We start from the raw sequence: 16,282 nt of genomic DNA on the forward strand, positions 1-16,282 counted from the left end.
AACCTCCCCCGAGCCCCCTCCCTTCTTTGGATTCTTGGCGCTGGCCTCGGCAGTCAGTCTCCAAATGACAAGGAAGGTTGGGGGGTTCGGGGGGGAGTTCCCTTCCCCCCGACCTTTTCACCGCCATGACCGCCGCCGCCCTCATCCGCACCGGCGCCCCCCAGGGCGCGCACCCCTTCGAGCGCTTCCTGCTGGCCGCCGGAACCTGGGCCGGCCTGCCGGCGGCGCTGACCGCCGATCCTTCCCTCGCGTTCCTCGGCATGTGGGCCGAACCTGGCATGGTCCATGCCGCCTTCCTCGAGGAAGGCGCGAACGCCGTGCTGCTCGCCTCCGCCCCCGCGGAGTCCGGCCGCTACGCCGCGCTCTCCCCCGCCCGCCCCGGCGCCATCCGCTTCGAGCGCATGATCCGCGATCTCTGGGCGCTGACCGCCGAGGGCGCGGTGGACCTACGCCCCTGGCTCGATCATGGCCGCTGGGGCCTGGAAGGCCCGCTGTCCGGCCGCCCGGCTGCCATCCTGGGCGGGGAGCCGCCGCAGCCCGAATTCCTCCCCGCCGAGGGCGAGGGCATCCACCAGATCCCGGTCGGCCCGATCCATGCCGGAGTCATCGAGCCAGGCCATTTCCGCTTCCACGTCCAGGGCGAGTTGGTGGTCCGGCTGGAGCAAAGGTTCGGCTACACGCACAAGGGCACGCTGTCGCTGATGCTCGGCAAGCCGGCGCGCGCGGCGGCGGCCTTCGCGGCGCGGCTGTCCGGCGATTCGACGGTGGCGCATGGCTGGGCCTTCGCCGCGGCGGCGGAAGCGGCGCTCGGCGTGGCGGTGCCGCCGCGCGCGGTGGCCCTGCGCGCGGTGATGGGCGAGCTGGAGCGCATCCACAACCACCTCAACGACTGGGGCTTCGTCTGCAACGACGCCGCCTTCGCCTATCCGCACGCGCGCTGCGGCTGGCTGCGGGAAGGCGTGCTGCGCGCCTGCGCGGCCGCCTTCGGCCACCGGCTGATGATGGACCGCGTGCTGCCCGGTGGGATCGCGCCCGACATCGCGCCGGGCGGGGCTGAGGCGATCCTCGCCGCGCTGGAAGCGGTGGAGCGTGAAACCCCCGCGCTGATGCGCATCTACGAGAGCCATGCCAGCCTGCAGGACCGCGTGGTGGGCACGGGCTTCCTCGACCCCGTGCTGGCGGCGCGCTTCGCCGCCGGCGGCTTCGTCGGGCGCGGTTCCGCCCGCCGCTTCGATGCGCGGCGCACGCCCGGCTACGCGCCCTATGACGCCATGGTGCCGGCGCTCGCGGTCGAAGCGGGTGGCGACGTCGACGCACGGGTGCGGGTGCGGGTGGCCGAGCTCGGCACTTCCATCTCCCTGGTGCGGCGCCTGCTGATGACGCTGCCGGAGGGCGAGACGCTGGTGCCGCTGCCCGCGCAGGCCGGCGAAGGCAGCGCGCTGATCGAAGGCTTCCGCGGGGAGTGCCTGGCCTGGCTGCGGCTCGACGAGGGCGGGCTGATCCGCGCCGTCTTCCTGCGCGACCCGTCCTGGCTGCAATGGCCGCTGCTCGAAGCCGCGATCGAGGGCAACATCGTCGCCGACTTCCCGATCTGCAACAAATCCTTCAACTGCTCCTATTCGGGGGTGGACCTCTGATGCTGTGGCCCCGCCTCGCCCGCGCGCTGCTCGGCAAGCCGCTGACGGACCCGGCGCCGCCGGTGCCGCAGGAGACGGTGGCCGCCCTGGGCGAGCGCCTGGCGGCGGCCGCGCGCACGCGGCTCGGCCGGAGCCTGTCGATCCGCGAGGTGGATTCCGGTTCCTGCAACGGCTGCGAACTGGAGGTGACCGCGCTGCAGAACGTCGCCTATGACCTCGAACGCTTCGGCCTGCGTTTCGTGGCCTCGCCGAAGCACGCCGACGTGCTGCTGGTGACCGGCCCCGCCTGCCGCAACATGACCGAGGCGATGCAGCGCGCGCTCGACTGCACGCCCGACCCGAAATGGGTGGTGGCGGTGGGCGACTGCGCGGTGGATGGCGGCGTCTTCAAGGGGTCCTACGCCGTGGAAGGCGGCGTCGGCGCGGTTCTGCCGGTCGATCTGCTGATCCCGGGCTGCCCCCCCTCCCCCGAACAGTTGCTGGAAGGGCTGCTGGCGCTGCTGGAGGCCGAGGCGGCGCCGGCCCCCAAATAAAATTGGGCCGGCCGGATTGCTCCGACCGGCCCGAAAGCCCCTCCGAGGAGAGACCAGCCAAGCGGTGGCCTGCCGGGAATAAGCCACCGTGACGAGGGCAACTTGGCAGCCGTCGCCTCTCGGGGTCGTGGCAAGGTCCTTAAACTCCCGCAACTAATGGCTGTAGGGGCCCGGTCGCCGCCGGGGGGGGGCGGCCACGGCGGGGCACGCCGCCCGCCGGGCCGCGGTTCATGCGGGCGTCAACGATCGCGGCCTCGTGGCCGAGGGTCGCTGCCGTTCGTAACCCCATCTTCCTGCACGCGGCGGCCCCACCGGCCCGCGGGCGGATACGCCGGGCAACGATGCCGGGCACCTCAGATCAGGCAGAGTTCCGCGAGATCCCGCCGCAGCTTCGGCGGCAGCAGGTCCAGCCCGCGCGCGGCGGGGCGTTCCTGGGACACGTCGGGCGGGGCTTCTTCGGGCTTCAGGTAGCGCCAGCCCTGGAAGGGCTTGGTCGGGCGCGCCTCCACCAGGACCAGGGTGGGGTCGAGCACCAGGGCGGCGCAGCGCGTGCCGTCGTCCCAGTCCTCCTCGCGGATCTCCAGGATGCGCTGGCGCACGCGCACGAAGCCGGCCACCACCCAGTAGATGGAGCCGCCGTCGGTGATCTCCCCGATCCGCTTGGGGAACATGCGCGTCCAGGCGCGCAGCGGCGGGTCGGTGCGCAGGCGCTCCTTCTGGATCGCAGCCAGCGCGGCGACGTCCTTGGGCCCGACGGAGAGCTTGATGAGGTGCAGCACGGCCCCTGCATGTCGCGCATGGGGGCGAGTCGGCAAGACCTATCCGTCGCGACGGCGCGTAACCCCCGTCCCGGCCGGCGCGAAACCAGGGATCAGCGCGCCAGGACGGCGCCGGAGACCACCGCATGGCCCGCCCCGACACCGCCGCCGGAGACCGCCCCCGCCTGACGCGCCCGGCGCGCGACACGCGGCTCGACATCGTGCGCGGCTGGCTGCAGATCTCGATCTTCGGCGCCCATGCGGTGGGATCGGCCTTCGGCGCCTGGGGAATCCATGCCGCCTGGGGGCTGTCGGACAGTTCGGAGCAGTTCCTCTTCCTCTCCGGCTTCGTGCTCGGCTCGGTTCATACGCTGAAGGAGCGGCGCGACGGGGCGGGCGCGGCGGGGCGGGACATCTGGCAGCGGGCGGGGCGGCTCTGGCTGACGCACCTCGTGCTGTTCTGCATGTTCGGCGCGATGATCCTGTGGGCGGAAATGGCCCTGCCCCTGCCGGGGGAGGTGGACCGGCTGGCCTGGCGGACCCTGGCCGACGCCCCCTGGGCGGCGCTGCCGGGGGCCGCGCTGCTGGTCTACCTGCCGAACTACATCGACATCCTGCCGGTCTTCATTCTCGCCATGCTGGCCCTGCCCGGCTTCCTGTGGCTGGCCGGGCGGCTGGGTGCGGTGGCGCTGTTGGTGCCGGGGCTGCTCTGGGCCGGCGTGCAGGCCGGGCTATGGCACTACTGGTCCTGGCTACCGACCGGGCTCGACCCGCTCGCCTGGCAGTTCGTCTTCATGCTCGGCGCCTGGTTCGGGCGGCAGGCGCTGCTGCGCGGGGCGGCGATGGAGCGGCGCGGCTGGGGCATCGCGCTGGCCTTCGCGATCCTCGGCCTCGGCCTGTTCCAGCGCGTCGCGGAACATGTCGCGGGCGGCTTCGCGCTCGACGCGGAACTGGCCTGGGTGCTGGCGGGCAAGACGCATCTCGGGCCACTCGCGCTCGCGCACGGGCTGGCGCTCGCCTACCTCGTCGCGGTGCTGGTCCCGCGGGAGGCGGCCTGGATGCGCGCCGCCCCGGCCCAGGCCCTGACGGCGGTGGGGCGGCACAGCCTCAATGTCTTTTGCGTCGGGCTCTTCCTCTCCTGGGGGGTGACGGCGGCCTTCCGCCTGGCGCCGGGCGTGTGGTGGGTCGATCCGGTGCTGACGCTCGGCGGCATCGCGGTGCTGGTCGCCTGCGGCCTGGCGATGGAGCGGCGGCGCCTCGCGCCCGCGCCGGCGCGGCCATGAGCGCCTCGACCTGGCCGGTCGGGCCGCCGCGCCGTTCCATCGCCGCACCGTGTCAGCCTAGGATGCCCGCGCAATCGGGCGGGCGCGCCGTGGCAGCAGGGCAGGATGGGCGGTGGGAAGCCTGGATGGCGGCGGCGCAGGCCGGCGATGCGCGCGCCTACGACCTGTTGCTGCGCGATTGCCTGCCCCTGCTGCGCGCCATCGCACGCCGCCGCATCGCCGACCGGCACGAGGCCGAGGACGCCGTCCAGGACACGCTGCTGACCATCCACCGCATGCTCGCCACGTACGACCCCACCCGCCCTGCCCGCCCCTGGATCGCCGCCATCGCCGAGCGGCGCTGCGTGGACCGACTGCGCCGGCGCGGCCGCGGCGCCGGGCGGGAGGCGTCGATCGATGACCATGCCGAGAGCCTCGCCGCCCCGCCCGGGGCGACCGGGGAAGACCGCGTCGCCGCCCGCCAGCTCCGCGAGGCCGTGGCCGACCTGCCCGAAAGCCAGCGCACCGCGCTGCGCCTCGCCAAGCTCGAGGACCTGCCGCTGGCCGAGGCCGCCGCCCGGTCCGGCCTGTCGATCGGCGCGCTCAAGGTGGCGACGCACCGCGCGCTCAAGACCCTGCGGCGACGTTTCGGGGTGGAGGACTGACCGTGGACACCGAGGACCTGATCGGCCGCCTCGCCGCCGAACTCCGCCCCGTCCGGCGGCTGCCGCATCCCTTGCGGCGGGCGGCGACCTGGCTGGGTTTCGCGCTGCTGGCGGTCGCCGCCTGCGTCGCCTGGTTCGGCCCGCGCCACGACCTGATGGAGCGGCTCGAACGCCCGCATGAGGTGGCACAACTGCTCTTCGCCCTGGCGACCGGCGTGCTGGCGGCGGTCGCGGCCTTCGAACTCTCCCTGCCCGACCGATCCTCCCGCTGGGTGCTGCTGCCGTTGCCGGCGGCGGCGGCCTGGGTAGGGAGCCTCGGCATGGGATGCCTCGCGGATGTCGCGCGGATGGGGCCGCAGGCGCTGGTGCTCGGCACCTCCTGGGGCTGCTTCCGCTTCATCCTGCTGATGGGCGTGCCGCTGGCGCTTTCCCTGGTGTGGATGCTGCGCCATGCGGGACCGATCCGGCCGGTGCCGGTCGCGGTGCTGGGCGGGCTCGCCGGCGCGGCGATCAGCGCGGTCGGGCTGTCGCTGTTCCACCACCTCGACGCGGCGCTCATGGTGCTCGCCTGGCATGGCGGGACGACGCTGCTCGTGGTGGTGGCGGCGGTCTTCGCCGGGCGCGCCTGGCAGGAACGGGCGAGCGTGGGCTTCACGGCGGCTTAAGGGCCTGCCCGTCAGGATCGGGTCTTCCGATCTACAGCCGGGGGTCCCATGCGCGCCTTCCTGAACCTTCCTGTCGGCCTGAAGCTGGCCACTTCGGGGCTCGTCGCCCTGCTCATGCTTGGTGGCATCATCGGCGCCATCCTCTTCACCGGCAATGCGGTGCAGGAGCAGACATCCGAGCAGCAGCGCATCACCGAGGCAGGCGTGCTGCTGACCACGGCCTCCGCCGCCGCCGGGGAGGCGCCGCTCCATGCCCAGGCGCTGCGCGCCGCCAACCAGGCCGAGGAGGTCGAGGCTGCCCGCACCGCCGCGATCGCCGCGCTCGAGACCGCCGCCCGCCTCGCGCGGGAGGCCGCCGGCGCGATCGGGGAGGAGCAGGCCGCGCGCCTGATGACCGAGGTCGGCACGCGCGCCGAGGCCTACGGCACGGCCGTCACCGAGCTCGCGCAGCAGCGCCTCGCCATCCTGCGCGCGCGCGACGAGGTCTTCCTCCAGCGCGCCTCGGAATACGACCAGGCCTTCGAGGGCGCCAACGCGACCATCGAGTTCGACCTCTCCGGCCCGGTGCAGGAGGACGTGCGCAACCGCTTCATCGCCTTCCACCAGGGCGTGAACGACATGCGCGCCTCGGCGCTGCGCTACCTCGCCACCGGGGACGACCGGCAGGCGCAGCGGGCGCGGCGCAGCATGTCCCAGGCGCGGGTGCATGTGCGCGGCGCCGTCTCCGCCGCGCAGGCCAATGCCCGCGTCAAGGAGGAGCTGGAACGCATCGCCCGCCTCGCCGACCAGGCCGGCGAGGGCGCCATCGCCGCCATCGAGACCGGCACGGCGCTGCGCCGCTTCGCCGAGGAAACCGAGCGCCCGGCACGCGAGGGCTTCGGCGCTGCGGTCGCCACCGCCAACGGGCGGCTCGGGGAACTCGACGGCGCTGCCTCCTCCGCGATGTCCCGCGCGCTCGACCAGCAATCCACCATCGTCTTCAGCGTGGCGGGCGGCATCGCGCTGGTGCTGCTGCTCTCCGCCTGGGCCATGGCGCGGGCGATCGGCACGCCGCTGCGCCGCCTCGCCGAGGCGATCGCCGCGATCTCGGAAGGGCGCAGCGGGATCGAGGTGCCCGACCGCGGCCGGCGCGACGAGATCGGCCGCATCGCCGAGGCGCTGGAAGGCCTGCGCGGCAAGGTGGCGGACGCTTTCAGCCGCAGCCAGATGATCGAGCAGATGCCGATCGGCGTCATGGTGGCCGACCCGCATGACGAGTTCCGCATCACCTATGCGAACGCCTATTCGAAGGAACTCGTGCGCGGGATGGAGGCGACCACCCAGGTGCGGTCGGACGACGTCGTCGGGCAGAGCATCGACATCTTCCACAAGAATCCGGCGCGGGTGCGCGGCCTGCTCGCCGACCCGGCGAACCTGCCGCACAAGGCGCGGGTGCGGCTGGGCAGCGAGGTGCTGGACCTCAACGTCTCCGCGCTGCGTGACTCGGCCGGCGGCTATGCGGGCGCGATGCTTGCCTGGGCGCGGGTGACGGAGCAGGCGCGCCTTGCCGACACCTTCGAGGAGGAGGTCGGCGCAGTGGTGAATTCCGTCGCCGCCGCGGCGGCGCAGCTCCAGCAGGCGGCGAGCACGCTGACGGATTCGGCGGCCGAGGCGGGGCGCGAGGCCGTCGCGGTTTCCGAGGCCGGCGCCCAGGCCAATGCCGACGTGCAGGCGGTGGCCGCGGCGGCGGAGGAGATGGCGGCCTCGGTCGAGGAAATCACACGCCGCGTCTCCGAGGCCGCCGAGGTGGCGCGCCGCGCGGTGGCCGAGGCCAAGGCGACCGACACCACCGTGCGTGGCCTCGCGGAAGCGGCATCGCGCATCGGCGACGTGGTCCGCCTGATCGGCGAGATCGCGGGGCAGACCAACCTGCTGGCGCTCAATGCCACCATCGAGGCGGCGCGCGCGGGCGAGGCCGGCAAGGGCTTCGCCGTGGTGGCGAGCGAGGTGAAGAACCTCGCCGGCCAGACCGCCAAGGCGACCGAGGAGATCGGCCGCCAGATCGCCGAGATGCAGGCCGCCACCACCCAGGCGGTGGACGCGATCCGCGCCATCGGCACCACGGTGGACCGCACCAGCGACATCGCCACCGCCATCGCCGCGGCGGTCGAGGAACAGGGTGCGACGACCCGGGAGATCGCGCGCAGCGCCTCCCAGGTCGCGCAGGCCACCGACACGGTGGCCCGCAAGATCGAGGGCATCCGGGCGGCCGCCGATTCCACCGGCGGGTCGGCCGGGGCGGTGTTGCAGGCCTCGGGCGCGCTGTCCGGCGATGCGGAGACGCTGCGGGCGCGGGCGGACGGCTTCCTGCGCGCCGTGCGGGTCGCCTGATCGCGGGCGTTCCCGCCACGGCCGCCATGCCCGGGAGCGGTTTCCACACCGGTGGAAACCGCTCCCGCCATGTTTGGGCGGGCATCTTCACGCATACGGCTGATTCCAGTCGTACGCGCTCTGCTCTGGAGACGCTCCCGTTCGCCCTGGCTCACGGCAACGTCTCCAGACCTTTGTTTTAACGAGCATCTTCACCCGATCAGGTGATTCCACCTGATCGGGATCTGCTCTAGACCCCCTCCGGGCGGCGCTGCGGCCGCGCGGAGGGTCAGGAGCAAGGCATGGGCTACCGGGTCGCGGTCGTCGGCGCCACCGGCGCGGTGGGGCGGGAAATACTGAAGACCCTCGCCGAACGGGACTTCCCGGTGAGCGAGGTGGTGGCGCTGGCCTCAGGCCGCTCCGCCGGGGCGGAGATCTCCTTCGGCGAGAAAACCGTCCTCAAGGTGCGTGACCTGGAACGCTTCGACTTCACGGGCGTCGATGTCGCGCTGTTCTCGCCGGGGGCGGCGGTGTCTGCAATCCATGCGCCGCGGGCGGCGGCGGCGGGCTGCCTCGTCATCGACAACACGTCGCAGTTCCGCATGGAGCCGGGCGTGCCGCTGGTGGTGCCGGAGGTGAACCCGCACGCCATCGCGAAGCGGCCGAAGAAGGGGATCATCGCCAATCCCAACTGCTCGACCATCCAGATGGTCGTCGCGCTGCACCCGCTGCACGACATCGCGAAGGTGAAGCGCGTGGTCGTGGCCACCTACCAGGCGGTCTCGGGCGCGGGGAAGGAGGCGATGGACGAGCTCTGGTCCCAGACACGCGCCGTCTTCGTCAACGACCCGCCGGTGGTCGAGCAGTTCACCAAGCCCATCGCCTTCAACGTCATCCCGCATATCGACCGCTTCATGGATGACGGCGCGACGAAGGAGGAATGGAAGATGGCGGTCGAGACGCGGAAGATCCTCGACCCCGACATCCAGGTGGTGGCGACCTGCGTGCGCGTGCCGGTGATGATTGGCCACGCGGAGGCAGTGCATGTAGAGTTCGAGCGCCCGATCACCGAACGCCAGGCGCGCGAGGCGCTGCGCGACGCGCCGGGGATCACCGTGCTCGATACCCGCGACGATGGGGGATACGCGACGCCGCTCGAGATCGCGGGGGAGGATGCGGTGTTCGTGTCCCGCATCCGGCGCGATCCTACGGTGCCGAACGGGCTGGCCTTCTGGTGCGTGGCGGACAACCTGCGCAAGGGCGCGGCGCTGAACGCGGTGCAGATCGCGGAGGAAGTGCATCGGAACGGCGTGCTGAAGGCCGGGGGAGGGTGAACCTCCCCGGGACTGTTCGAGAATTCGTGTCGCGGCCCCTCACTGAAGCCGAGGGAGGCATCGCAGTGCGCGACGCAACGCCGCCTCGATCCCGTCCGATGTTTCGGACCGGTGGCTGGCTGGCGCGTATCCACGGCAGGCCATGGCGCATGGCGGCCTGTTCGGCAGCCTGAAGAAGGCGCTGGCCGAACGGGGTCCGAGTGCCGAACTCGACCATCGTCGCGACGAAGGCGAGGCGGACGGGCGAGCCAATGGCCGCAGTCGCTACAGTCCCAAGGCGGTCCTCGCCGGGAGCAGCAGGCTCGGGCTGCGGACCCGGCACGACCGGCTGGCGAATTTCGAACTGCGCCAAGCGGTCAGCGCAAATAGCCTTCAGTCAACGCCACCCAATAGGCCGCGCCGACCGGCAGGACATTCTGGTTGAAGAAATATTCGGGGTGGTGGACCATTTTTCCCGAGCCGTTGCCCAGGAAACAATAGGTGCCCTTCCGCTTCTGCAGCATGAAGGCAAAGTCTTCCGATGCAAGGAAGGACGGGCCGGGATAGATCACCTGGTCCTCGCCGAACGCCGCCTGCGCGATCCGGGCGGCCTTTTCGGTTTCGCCCGCGTCGTTGACGAGTACCGCGCCGGGAATGCCCGCGCGGATTTCCGAAGTGCAGCCGAAAGACTCCGCCTGGTGGGCGACGATGCGGCGAATGTTGTTCAGGACCATCTCGCGGTCCTCGGGCGTGGTGGTGCGGACCGAAAAGCGCAGGATGGCGTTGTTGGCCACGACGTTGCCCGCCTTGCCGGCCAGGAACGCCCCGATGGTCACCACTGCACGATGCGCCGGCGCCACGTTGCGCGACACGATGCTCTGGATTGCCATGACGATGGACGAGCCGGCTACGACCGGGTCGATCGTCAGTTCGGGGATGCCGCCGTGCCCGCCCCTGCCGATGATCTCGACCTCCCAGTTGTCGACGGCTGACATCGTCTCGCCCGGGTGGAAGTAGAATTTGCCTTCCTCGAGGCCGGGGATGTTGTGCATGCCAAAGACGGCATCGACGGGGAAACGCTCGAACAGCCCATCATTGATCATGGCCGGGCCGCCTTCCATGGTTTCTTCGCCGGGCTGGAAGATCAGCCGGACCGTGCCATTGAAGTTCCTGGTCCTCGCCAGGTACTTGGCGGCACCCAACAGCATGGCGGTATGGCCGTCATGGCCGCAAAGATGTGATACGCCCTCGACGGTCGATTTATAGGGGAAATCGTTGCTTTCCTGAATTGGCAGTGCGTCGAAATCGGCGCGCAGCCCGATCGCCTTGTTGCCGTCGCCGACCTTCAGCGTGGCCACGATCCCGTATTTGCCGACGCCGGTCGCGATCTCATAAGCGCCGAAGCCCCGCAGCTGTTGCGCGATATACTCGGCGGTCCTGGCTTCGTGCATCGACAATTCAGGATTGCGATGCATGTGCTCGAGCCATTCCTTCATCGCGGCGCTGTCTTTCTCGAGTTCTTTGACGAGCGCGTTCATGTCAGGTCTCCTGCTTTGAGGGCCGAACGCAGCCGATGTCGTCACCGCCCGGCCGGAGGCAGGGTCAGCCGCGACCGGCAGACTTGCCCTCGGGCACGGTGATCAGGATCGAAAAGATCGCCGCGACCAGCATCACCAGATTGGCCAGCAGCGCGAAAAAGGCCGCCTCGCGCGCGGCCAGGTTCTGCTGATTGCCGACGAATGTGATCACGCCCTCGATCCAGCGCACGCCCTCATTCTGGCCGGCAATCGCGGTGTAGATCGTGGAAGAGATCGCCACGCCGAAGGACGCGCCCAACGACGAGGCCATCTTGTAGATGCCCGCACCGGCGCCGGCCTGGTCTTCGGGCAGGTTCGACAGCGCCGCGTCGGTCGAGGGCGTGGCGTAGAACGCCAGGCCAAGCCCGAAGAGCGAGAAGGCGATCACGGCCAGCACCGTATAGGTGCCCAGCATCAGGTTGCTCGGCATCAGCAGCACGATCGACAGGCCGACGATATAGCTGCCCCAGAGCATCGGTTTGCGCGGCCCGAAGCGCTGCAGCAGTTTCTCGCCGACGCGGATGAACGCCAGGATGGTAACGGCGTAGCCGATGGTCAGCAGGCCGGCCATTTGCGCCGTCATCGACCCGCCCTGCTGCAGCAGCAGCATGGCGACCATGATGATCCCCGCCGTTGCGTTCAGGAGCAGGTTCGAGATCGTGGCGCCGGTATAGGTCAGGTTCCGGAACAGGCGGAACTGGACGAAGGCGTTGGGGTTGCCGCTTTCAATCTTGTAGAACCAGACGCCGAAGATCACGGCCACGGCCAGCAAGCCGAGCGAGGCGGGGCTCGTCCAGCCGAATTTCGCGCCCTGGGTCGCGAAGATCTGCAGCGCGACCATGGTCACCATGAATGTCAGGACGCCCAGGAGGTCGAACTTGTAGCCTTCCTTCGGGGGCGCCTTGCTTTCCGGGGTGCCGCGCACCATCAGCATGCCGATCAGCGACACGACGGCACCGATGATGAAGATCCAGCGCCAGCCGACATTCTGGGCCATGAGCCCGCCGAACAGCGCCGCAAAACCCGAGCCGCCCCACGACCCCATCGACCACAGGGAGATCGCGCGCTGGCGCTCCGCGCCGTCCCAATAGGCCTTCACCAGCGCCAGCGAGGACGGCATGACGAATGCCCCGGACAGGCCCTGAAAGATGCGGCCCAGCATCAGGAACGTGCCGCCCATTTCGCCCGAGGGGGCCAGCCCGACCAGCAGCGAGCCGATGATCGAAAAACCAAATCCCAGTTGCAGCATCCTGACGCGGCCGACCCTGTCGGCAAGACCGCCGATGACGACGATGAAGATGCCCGAGAACAGAGCCGTGATCGATACGGCTATATTCATGAATGACTGATCGACCCGCAGGTCGTCGGCCATGGTGGGCGCGATATTCAGAGTCGTCTGGGCGAATAGCCAGAATGCCAGCACGCCGAGGATGATGCCGTACAGCAATCTGTCATTGCCGCGGTAGGTCCCTGCCGTGGTTTGCTCCATGAAGACCTCCCATTTAAGTCAGTCTGCATGCCAGGCGCGGAAATGAGTATTGATCTCGAATCAAGGGCCCGTTGCGCACCAAGGTCGCGTCCCATCGCGACGTACAGGAGCGCCCTTGGCTCCCGATGCGGTATCAGCCGCGGCCAGTCTGCCACGGCAGGCAGGCTGATGTTGGTTAAATCGCCGAGGGGGCGAGCGTCTCAAGGCTCATGTAGCGGCGCTGGACGGCCCGTTTATCGGGGTTCACTCCCCGGCCTCTTCCTTCTCGGCCAGGCCAGCACCAGCCCCGCCGCCGCGATCAACGCGCACCCCGCCAGTGCCCACCCGCCGGGAAATCGCGCAAACAGCAGCGCATCCAGCCCCAGCGCGAAGACGATCCGGGAATAGTGCCAGGGCGCGAGGCCCGAGACCTCCGCCCGCCGCACCGCCCCGGCGAGGCACAGCAGCGCCACCGTCTGCACCGCAGTGTAGAGCAGCACCAGCGCCAGCGCTGCCGCATCGGGCGCGCGCCACAGGAAGGGCATCGCCGGCCCCAGCATGACCACGCCCACCAGCGCGCCCTGGAGCGTCACATCGCGCTCGGTGGCGACGTCGCGGATGCGGCGCGTCAGCACCTGATACAGCGCGTAGATCAGCGCCGAGGTCACGGGCACCGCGGCGACCCAGGTGAATAATTCACCACCCGGCCGCACCACCAGCAGCATGCCGGCGAAGCCGAGCGCCACGGCGGTCCAGCGGCGGGCGCTCACTTCCTCCCGCAGCACCAGCGCGCCCAGCACCACCAGGATGACCGGCGCGGTGAAGCCGAGCGCCGATGCCTCCGTCACCGGCACCAGCGCATAGCCGACGACCGCGACGGTGGTGGAGACGATCAGCGCCACCGCCGCCAACCGCTGATCCCTGGCGCGCGGCGGGGAGAGCAGGCGCCGCACCGCGCCGCCCGCATCCGGCAGCCGCGGCAGCCACAGCACCGCGCCGCCCAACACGATCGCCGAGCGCAGGAAGGTGATCTGCACCGGGTCGAGCGTGGCCGAGAGCAGCTTCGCCAACGCGTAGCCCAGCGTGTAGAGCGCCGCCGCACCGAGCGTCAGCAGAATGGCGAGGACGGGCTGGCTCACCGCAATTCCAGCCTGGCGCCCCTCCCGCGCCCGGCGCAGGTGCCGGATCCGGCCCCGCCCGGTTCGGGGGGCGCAGGGGTCTCAAGCCCTTGGCGGGAGGGTTCGGGAGGGCGGCGCCCTCCCGACGCAACCACCGTCACTCCGCCGCCACGGCCGAGGCCCGGCGGCTGCGCGCCTCTGCCTGGGCCGACCCGGCGCAGAGCAGCGACAGCCCGAGCAGCCCCGCCACCACCGGCAGCACCAGTTCCGGATGCCCCATGTCGATCAGGAAGCCGAGCGGCACGGGCGTGATTGCCCCACCCAGCGGCAAGCCGGAGGAGACGAAGCCGAACACCTTGCCGATCTGCCCGGGTGGCGAGGCGTCCTTCAGCATCACGTCGCGCGGGGAGCGGGAGGCGCCCATGGCCAGCCCGCCCAGTAGCGCCACGACAGGCAGTACGAATTCCGGCAGCGGCAGCAGCCCAAGCGCGAGGATCATCCCCATCGCGAAGAAGGTCAGCACCACCACGAAGCCGATGAGGTTGCGCTTGGTCGAATCCGCCACCCAGCCGCCCACCAGCGTGCCGCCGGTCGCGCCCACCATGTAGCCGGTCAGCACCATGGAGGCGACGGCGACCGGCGTGCCCCACAGCTTGCCCAGCACCGTGATGACGAAGGCCTGGATGCCCGACCCCGCCATGGAGGACAGCAGGAAGAAGCCGAAGAACAGCAGGATGGGGCGGGAGAGCAGGATCTCGCGCCCGGATGGCTCGTCGCCGGTCTTCTTCGGCTTGGCCTGGTCGCGCAGGATGCGGCTCTGCACCAGGATCGCGGCGACCACCGGCACGCCGAGCAGGCCGACCAGCAGCAGCGCGGAGCGCCAGCCCATCAGCCCCGCGAGCAGCGCGATCATCGGCGGCGCCAGCGCGAAGCCGAGGTTGCCGGTGAAGGTGTGCAGCGCGAAGGCGCGCCCCATGCGGGTCTTGTCGATGGACCCGGCGAGGATCGCGTAGTCCGCCGGGTGGATCACCGAATTGCCGACGCCGGACAGCACCGCCAGGGCCCAGATCGCCCAGATGCCGGGTGCGGCCGCCATGGCGGAGATCGAGAGCGCCATCAGCAGCGTGCCGCCGACCAGGAAGGGCCGCGCGCCGTGCCTGTCCACCCAGAAGCCCACCGGCGTCTGCAGCAAGGCCGTAGTGCCGGACATCAGCGCGACGGCCAGGCCGAGTTCGGCGAAGGAGGCGCCGAATTCCTCCTGCCAGAACAGGAAGAGCGGCGGCAGGCACAGCATGTAGAAATGGGACAGGAAGTGCCCTGTCCCGATAAGGGTGATGATCCGGGCGTCCTGGCCGGTGCCGGGGGTGGGGTCGGCGCTCATCTCGGCACTCTTGCGAAACACCTCACAACGCTGCGCGCAGGGCGCTTCCGCGTCAACGGCGGGCATGCCTAACATCACCTTCATGAGAATGGCGCGGACCGTCACGCTGGTGCTGCTGGGAGGGGGCGTCGTCCTGGGCGGCGCGTCGATGCTCGGCGGCGGGTCCGGTGCGCGGGCCCGCGAATGCCAGGAAGCGCGCGCAGCCAACCGCCCGGATGCGGAGCAGATCTGCGCCGCGGCACGGTCATCCTCCTACCGCTCGGGCGGCGGGTCCTGGTTCTTCGGGCGGACGGGCGGCAGCAGCGGCATGCGGACCGGCGTGGCTCTGGCGGGGGCGAGTGGCTTCCGCGCCAGCCCCGGCGCCTCCTCGCGCGGGGGCTTCGGCTCGACCTCGCGCGGCTTCTTCTCCTCCTCGGGGTCCTGAGCGGGTGGAACGGCGAAGGCTGGAACCGCGGGCCGACCGGCAGGAGCGCGCGCACCGCATGGGCTTCGCCTTCGCCGAGATCGAGGGCGAACCCTATTGGGACGAAAGCGCCTTCTACCGCTTCACCGAGGCGGAAGTGGACACGCTGGAAGCCGCCACCGCCGAGATCGAACGGATCAGCCGCGAGGCCGTGGACCACGCGGTGCGCAACGGGCTGAACGGCCCGCTCGGTATCCCGGATGGCGCCTGGCGAATCGTCACGAAATCCTGGGAGGCGCGGGAGCCTTCCCTCTATGGCCGGCTGGACCTGCGCTGGGACGGGACCGGCGCGCCGAAGCTGCTGGAATACAATGCCGACACGCCCACCGCGCTGTTCGAGGCCGCGGTGGTGCAGTGGGAATGGCTGCAATGCCTCGATGACGGGCGCGGGCCGGAACTGCACGACCAGTTCAACGGGCTGCACGAGGCGCTGATCGAGGCCTGGCGCGGCCTCCGCCTGCCGCCCCGGGTGCATTTCTGCTGCGACGCCGCGAGCATCGAGGACCACGGCACGGTGGACTACCTGCGCGACACCGCGATGCAGGCCGGGCTCGATGCGCCCTTCCTGGCCATGGAGGAGATCGGCTGGAACGGGCGGGAGTTCACCGACCTCGACGAGCAGCCGATCGCGGCAATGTTCAAGCTCTACCCCTGGGACTGGCTGCTGCGGGAACAGTTCGGGGCGAACATCCCGAAGGCATCGACGCGCTGGATCGAGCCCGCCTGGCGGCTGATCCCGGCGAGCAAGGCCTTCCTCTCGCTGCTCTGGCACCTGTTCCCGGACCACCCGAACCTGCTCGCGGCGCATCTGGAGCCCGGGAAGACCGGCAAGCCCGAGATCGCCAAGCCGCTCTGGGGGCGGGAGGGGTCGAACATCTCCGCCCCCGGAATCGAGACCGACGGGCCCTACGGCGACCAGCCGCGGGTCTGGCAGGAATATGCGGAACTGCCGGTCTTCGGCGGGCGCTATCCGGTGCTCGGGTCCTGGATCATCGCCGGGGAGGCGCGCGGCCTCGGCATCCGGGAAGACGCGACGCCGGTGACGCGCGATTCGAGCCGCTTCGTGCCGCATCTCTTCGACTGAGGGGGACAC

The 16,282-nt window shown here is 70.7% G+C and carries 14 protein-coding genes; 9 read left to right on the forward strand and 5 right to left on the reverse strand.

The features are described 5' to 3' along the window. The first annotated feature begins 125 nt into the window (after positions 1 to 125). Positions 126 to 1,637, forward strand: a complete 1,512-nt coding sequence (locus tag GXW76_RS01805) for a hydrogenase large subunit (protein ID WP_211860273.1) — start codon at positions 126 to 128, stop codon at positions 1,635 to 1,637. Continuing rightward, positions 1,637 to 2,170 (forward strand): NADH-quinone oxidoreductase subunit B family protein, encoded by a 534-nt coding sequence (locus GXW76_RS01810; protein WP_211860274.1) that lies wholly within the window; start codon positions 1,637 to 1,639, stop codon positions 2,168 to 2,170. The genes GXW76_RS01805 and GXW76_RS01810 overlap by 1 nt, the downstream gene beginning before the upstream one ends. Positions 2,171 to 2,523: 353 nt before the next feature. Here GXW76_RS01810 and GXW76_RS01815 read toward each other — a convergent pair whose 3' ends face one another. Further along, on the reverse strand, positions 2,524 to 2,949 hold the full coding sequence (locus GXW76_RS01815) for a DUF1489 family protein (protein WP_211860275.1): 426 nt from the start codon (positions 2,947 to 2,949) through the stop codon (positions 2,524 to 2,526). Positions 2,950 to 3,074: 125 nt separating this feature from the next. Between GXW76_RS01815 and opgC the strand changes: the two genes are divergently transcribed. From opgC to GXW76_RS01840, 5 genes are all read left to right on the forward strand, one after another. Continuing rightward, positions 3,075 to 4,211, forward strand: a complete 1,137-nt coding sequence (gene opgC, locus GXW76_RS01820) for an OpgC domain-containing protein (protein WP_211860276.1) — start codon at positions 3,075 to 3,077, stop codon at positions 4,209 to 4,211. Positions 4,212 to 4,273: 62 nt separating this feature from the next. Then, positions 4,274 to 4,855, forward strand: coding sequence for an RNA polymerase sigma factor (locus GXW76_RS01825; RefSeq protein WP_211860277.1), 582 nt, complete (start codon positions 4,274 to 4,276; stop codon positions 4,853 to 4,855). Positions 4,856 to 4,857: 2 nt separating this feature from the next. Continuing rightward, positions 4,858 to 5,520: an NrsF family protein gene (locus GXW76_RS01830; RefSeq protein WP_211860278.1), complete on the forward strand. Its 663-nt coding sequence runs from the start codon at positions 4,858 to 4,860 to the stop codon at positions 5,518 to 5,520. Between the two features lie 48 nt (positions 5,521 to 5,568). Next, positions 5,569 to 7,890, forward strand: coding sequence for a methyl-accepting chemotaxis protein (locus tag GXW76_RS01835; protein WP_211860279.1), 2,322 nt, complete (start codon positions 5,569 to 5,571; stop codon positions 7,888 to 7,890). A gap of 281 nt (positions 7,891 to 8,171) precedes the next feature. After that, positions 8,172 to 9,203: an aspartate-semialdehyde dehydrogenase gene (locus tag GXW76_RS01840; RefSeq protein WP_211860280.1), complete on the forward strand. Its 1,032-nt coding sequence runs from the start codon at positions 8,172 to 8,174 to the stop codon at positions 9,201 to 9,203. A gap of 356 nt (positions 9,204 to 9,559) precedes the next feature. Here GXW76_RS01840 and GXW76_RS01845 read toward each other — a convergent pair whose 3' ends face one another. The 4 genes from GXW76_RS01845 to GXW76_RS01860 all read right to left on the reverse strand — a co-directional run bounded on the left by GXW76_RS01845 (position 9,560) and on the right by GXW76_RS01860 (position 14,726). After that, complete coding sequence (locus GXW76_RS01845; RefSeq protein ID WP_211860281.1) at positions 9,560 to 10,720, reverse strand: amidohydrolase; 1,161 nt, start codon at positions 10,718 to 10,720, stop codon at positions 9,560 to 9,562. A gap of 64 nt (positions 10,721 to 10,784) precedes the next feature. Continuing rightward, positions 10,785 to 12,248, reverse strand: a complete 1,464-nt coding sequence (locus GXW76_RS01850; RefSeq protein ID WP_211860282.1) for an MFS transporter — start codon at positions 12,246 to 12,248, stop codon at positions 10,785 to 10,787. 233 nt (positions 12,249 to 12,481) lie between these two features. Beyond that, a complete protein-coding gene (locus tag GXW76_RS01855; protein WP_211860283.1) occupies positions 12,482 to 13,366 on the reverse strand; it encodes a DMT family transporter in 885 nt (294 codons plus the stop codon). 136 nt (positions 13,367 to 13,502) lie between these two features. Next, positions 13,503 to 14,726, reverse strand: coding sequence for an MFS transporter (locus tag GXW76_RS01860; RefSeq protein ID WP_211860284.1), 1,224 nt, complete (start codon positions 14,724 to 14,726; stop codon positions 13,503 to 13,505). Positions 14,727 to 14,814: 88 nt separating this feature from the next. On the opposite strand from GXW76_RS01860, the gene GXW76_RS01865 reads away from it, so the two are divergent. Together GXW76_RS01865 and GXW76_RS01870 are read left to right on the forward strand one after the other, a co-directional pair. Beyond that, complete coding sequence (locus GXW76_RS01865; RefSeq protein WP_211860285.1) at positions 14,815 to 15,150, forward strand: hypothetical protein; 336 nt, start codon at positions 14,815 to 14,817, stop codon at positions 15,148 to 15,150. A 4-nt stretch (positions 15,151 to 15,154) separates the two neighbouring features. After that, positions 15,155 to 16,273 (forward strand): glutathionylspermidine synthase family protein, encoded by a 1,119-nt coding sequence (locus GXW76_RS01870; RefSeq protein ID WP_338150864.1) that lies wholly within the window; start codon positions 15,155 to 15,157, stop codon positions 16,271 to 16,273. Positions 16,274 to 16,282: the final 9 nt, after the last annotated feature.

Origin of the sequence: Neoroseomonas soli (assembly GCF_018129065.1) — a bacterium.
Taxonomy (GTDB): Bacteria; Pseudomonadota; Alphaproteobacteria; order Acetobacterales; family Acetobacteraceae; genus Neoroseomonas; species Neoroseomonas soli.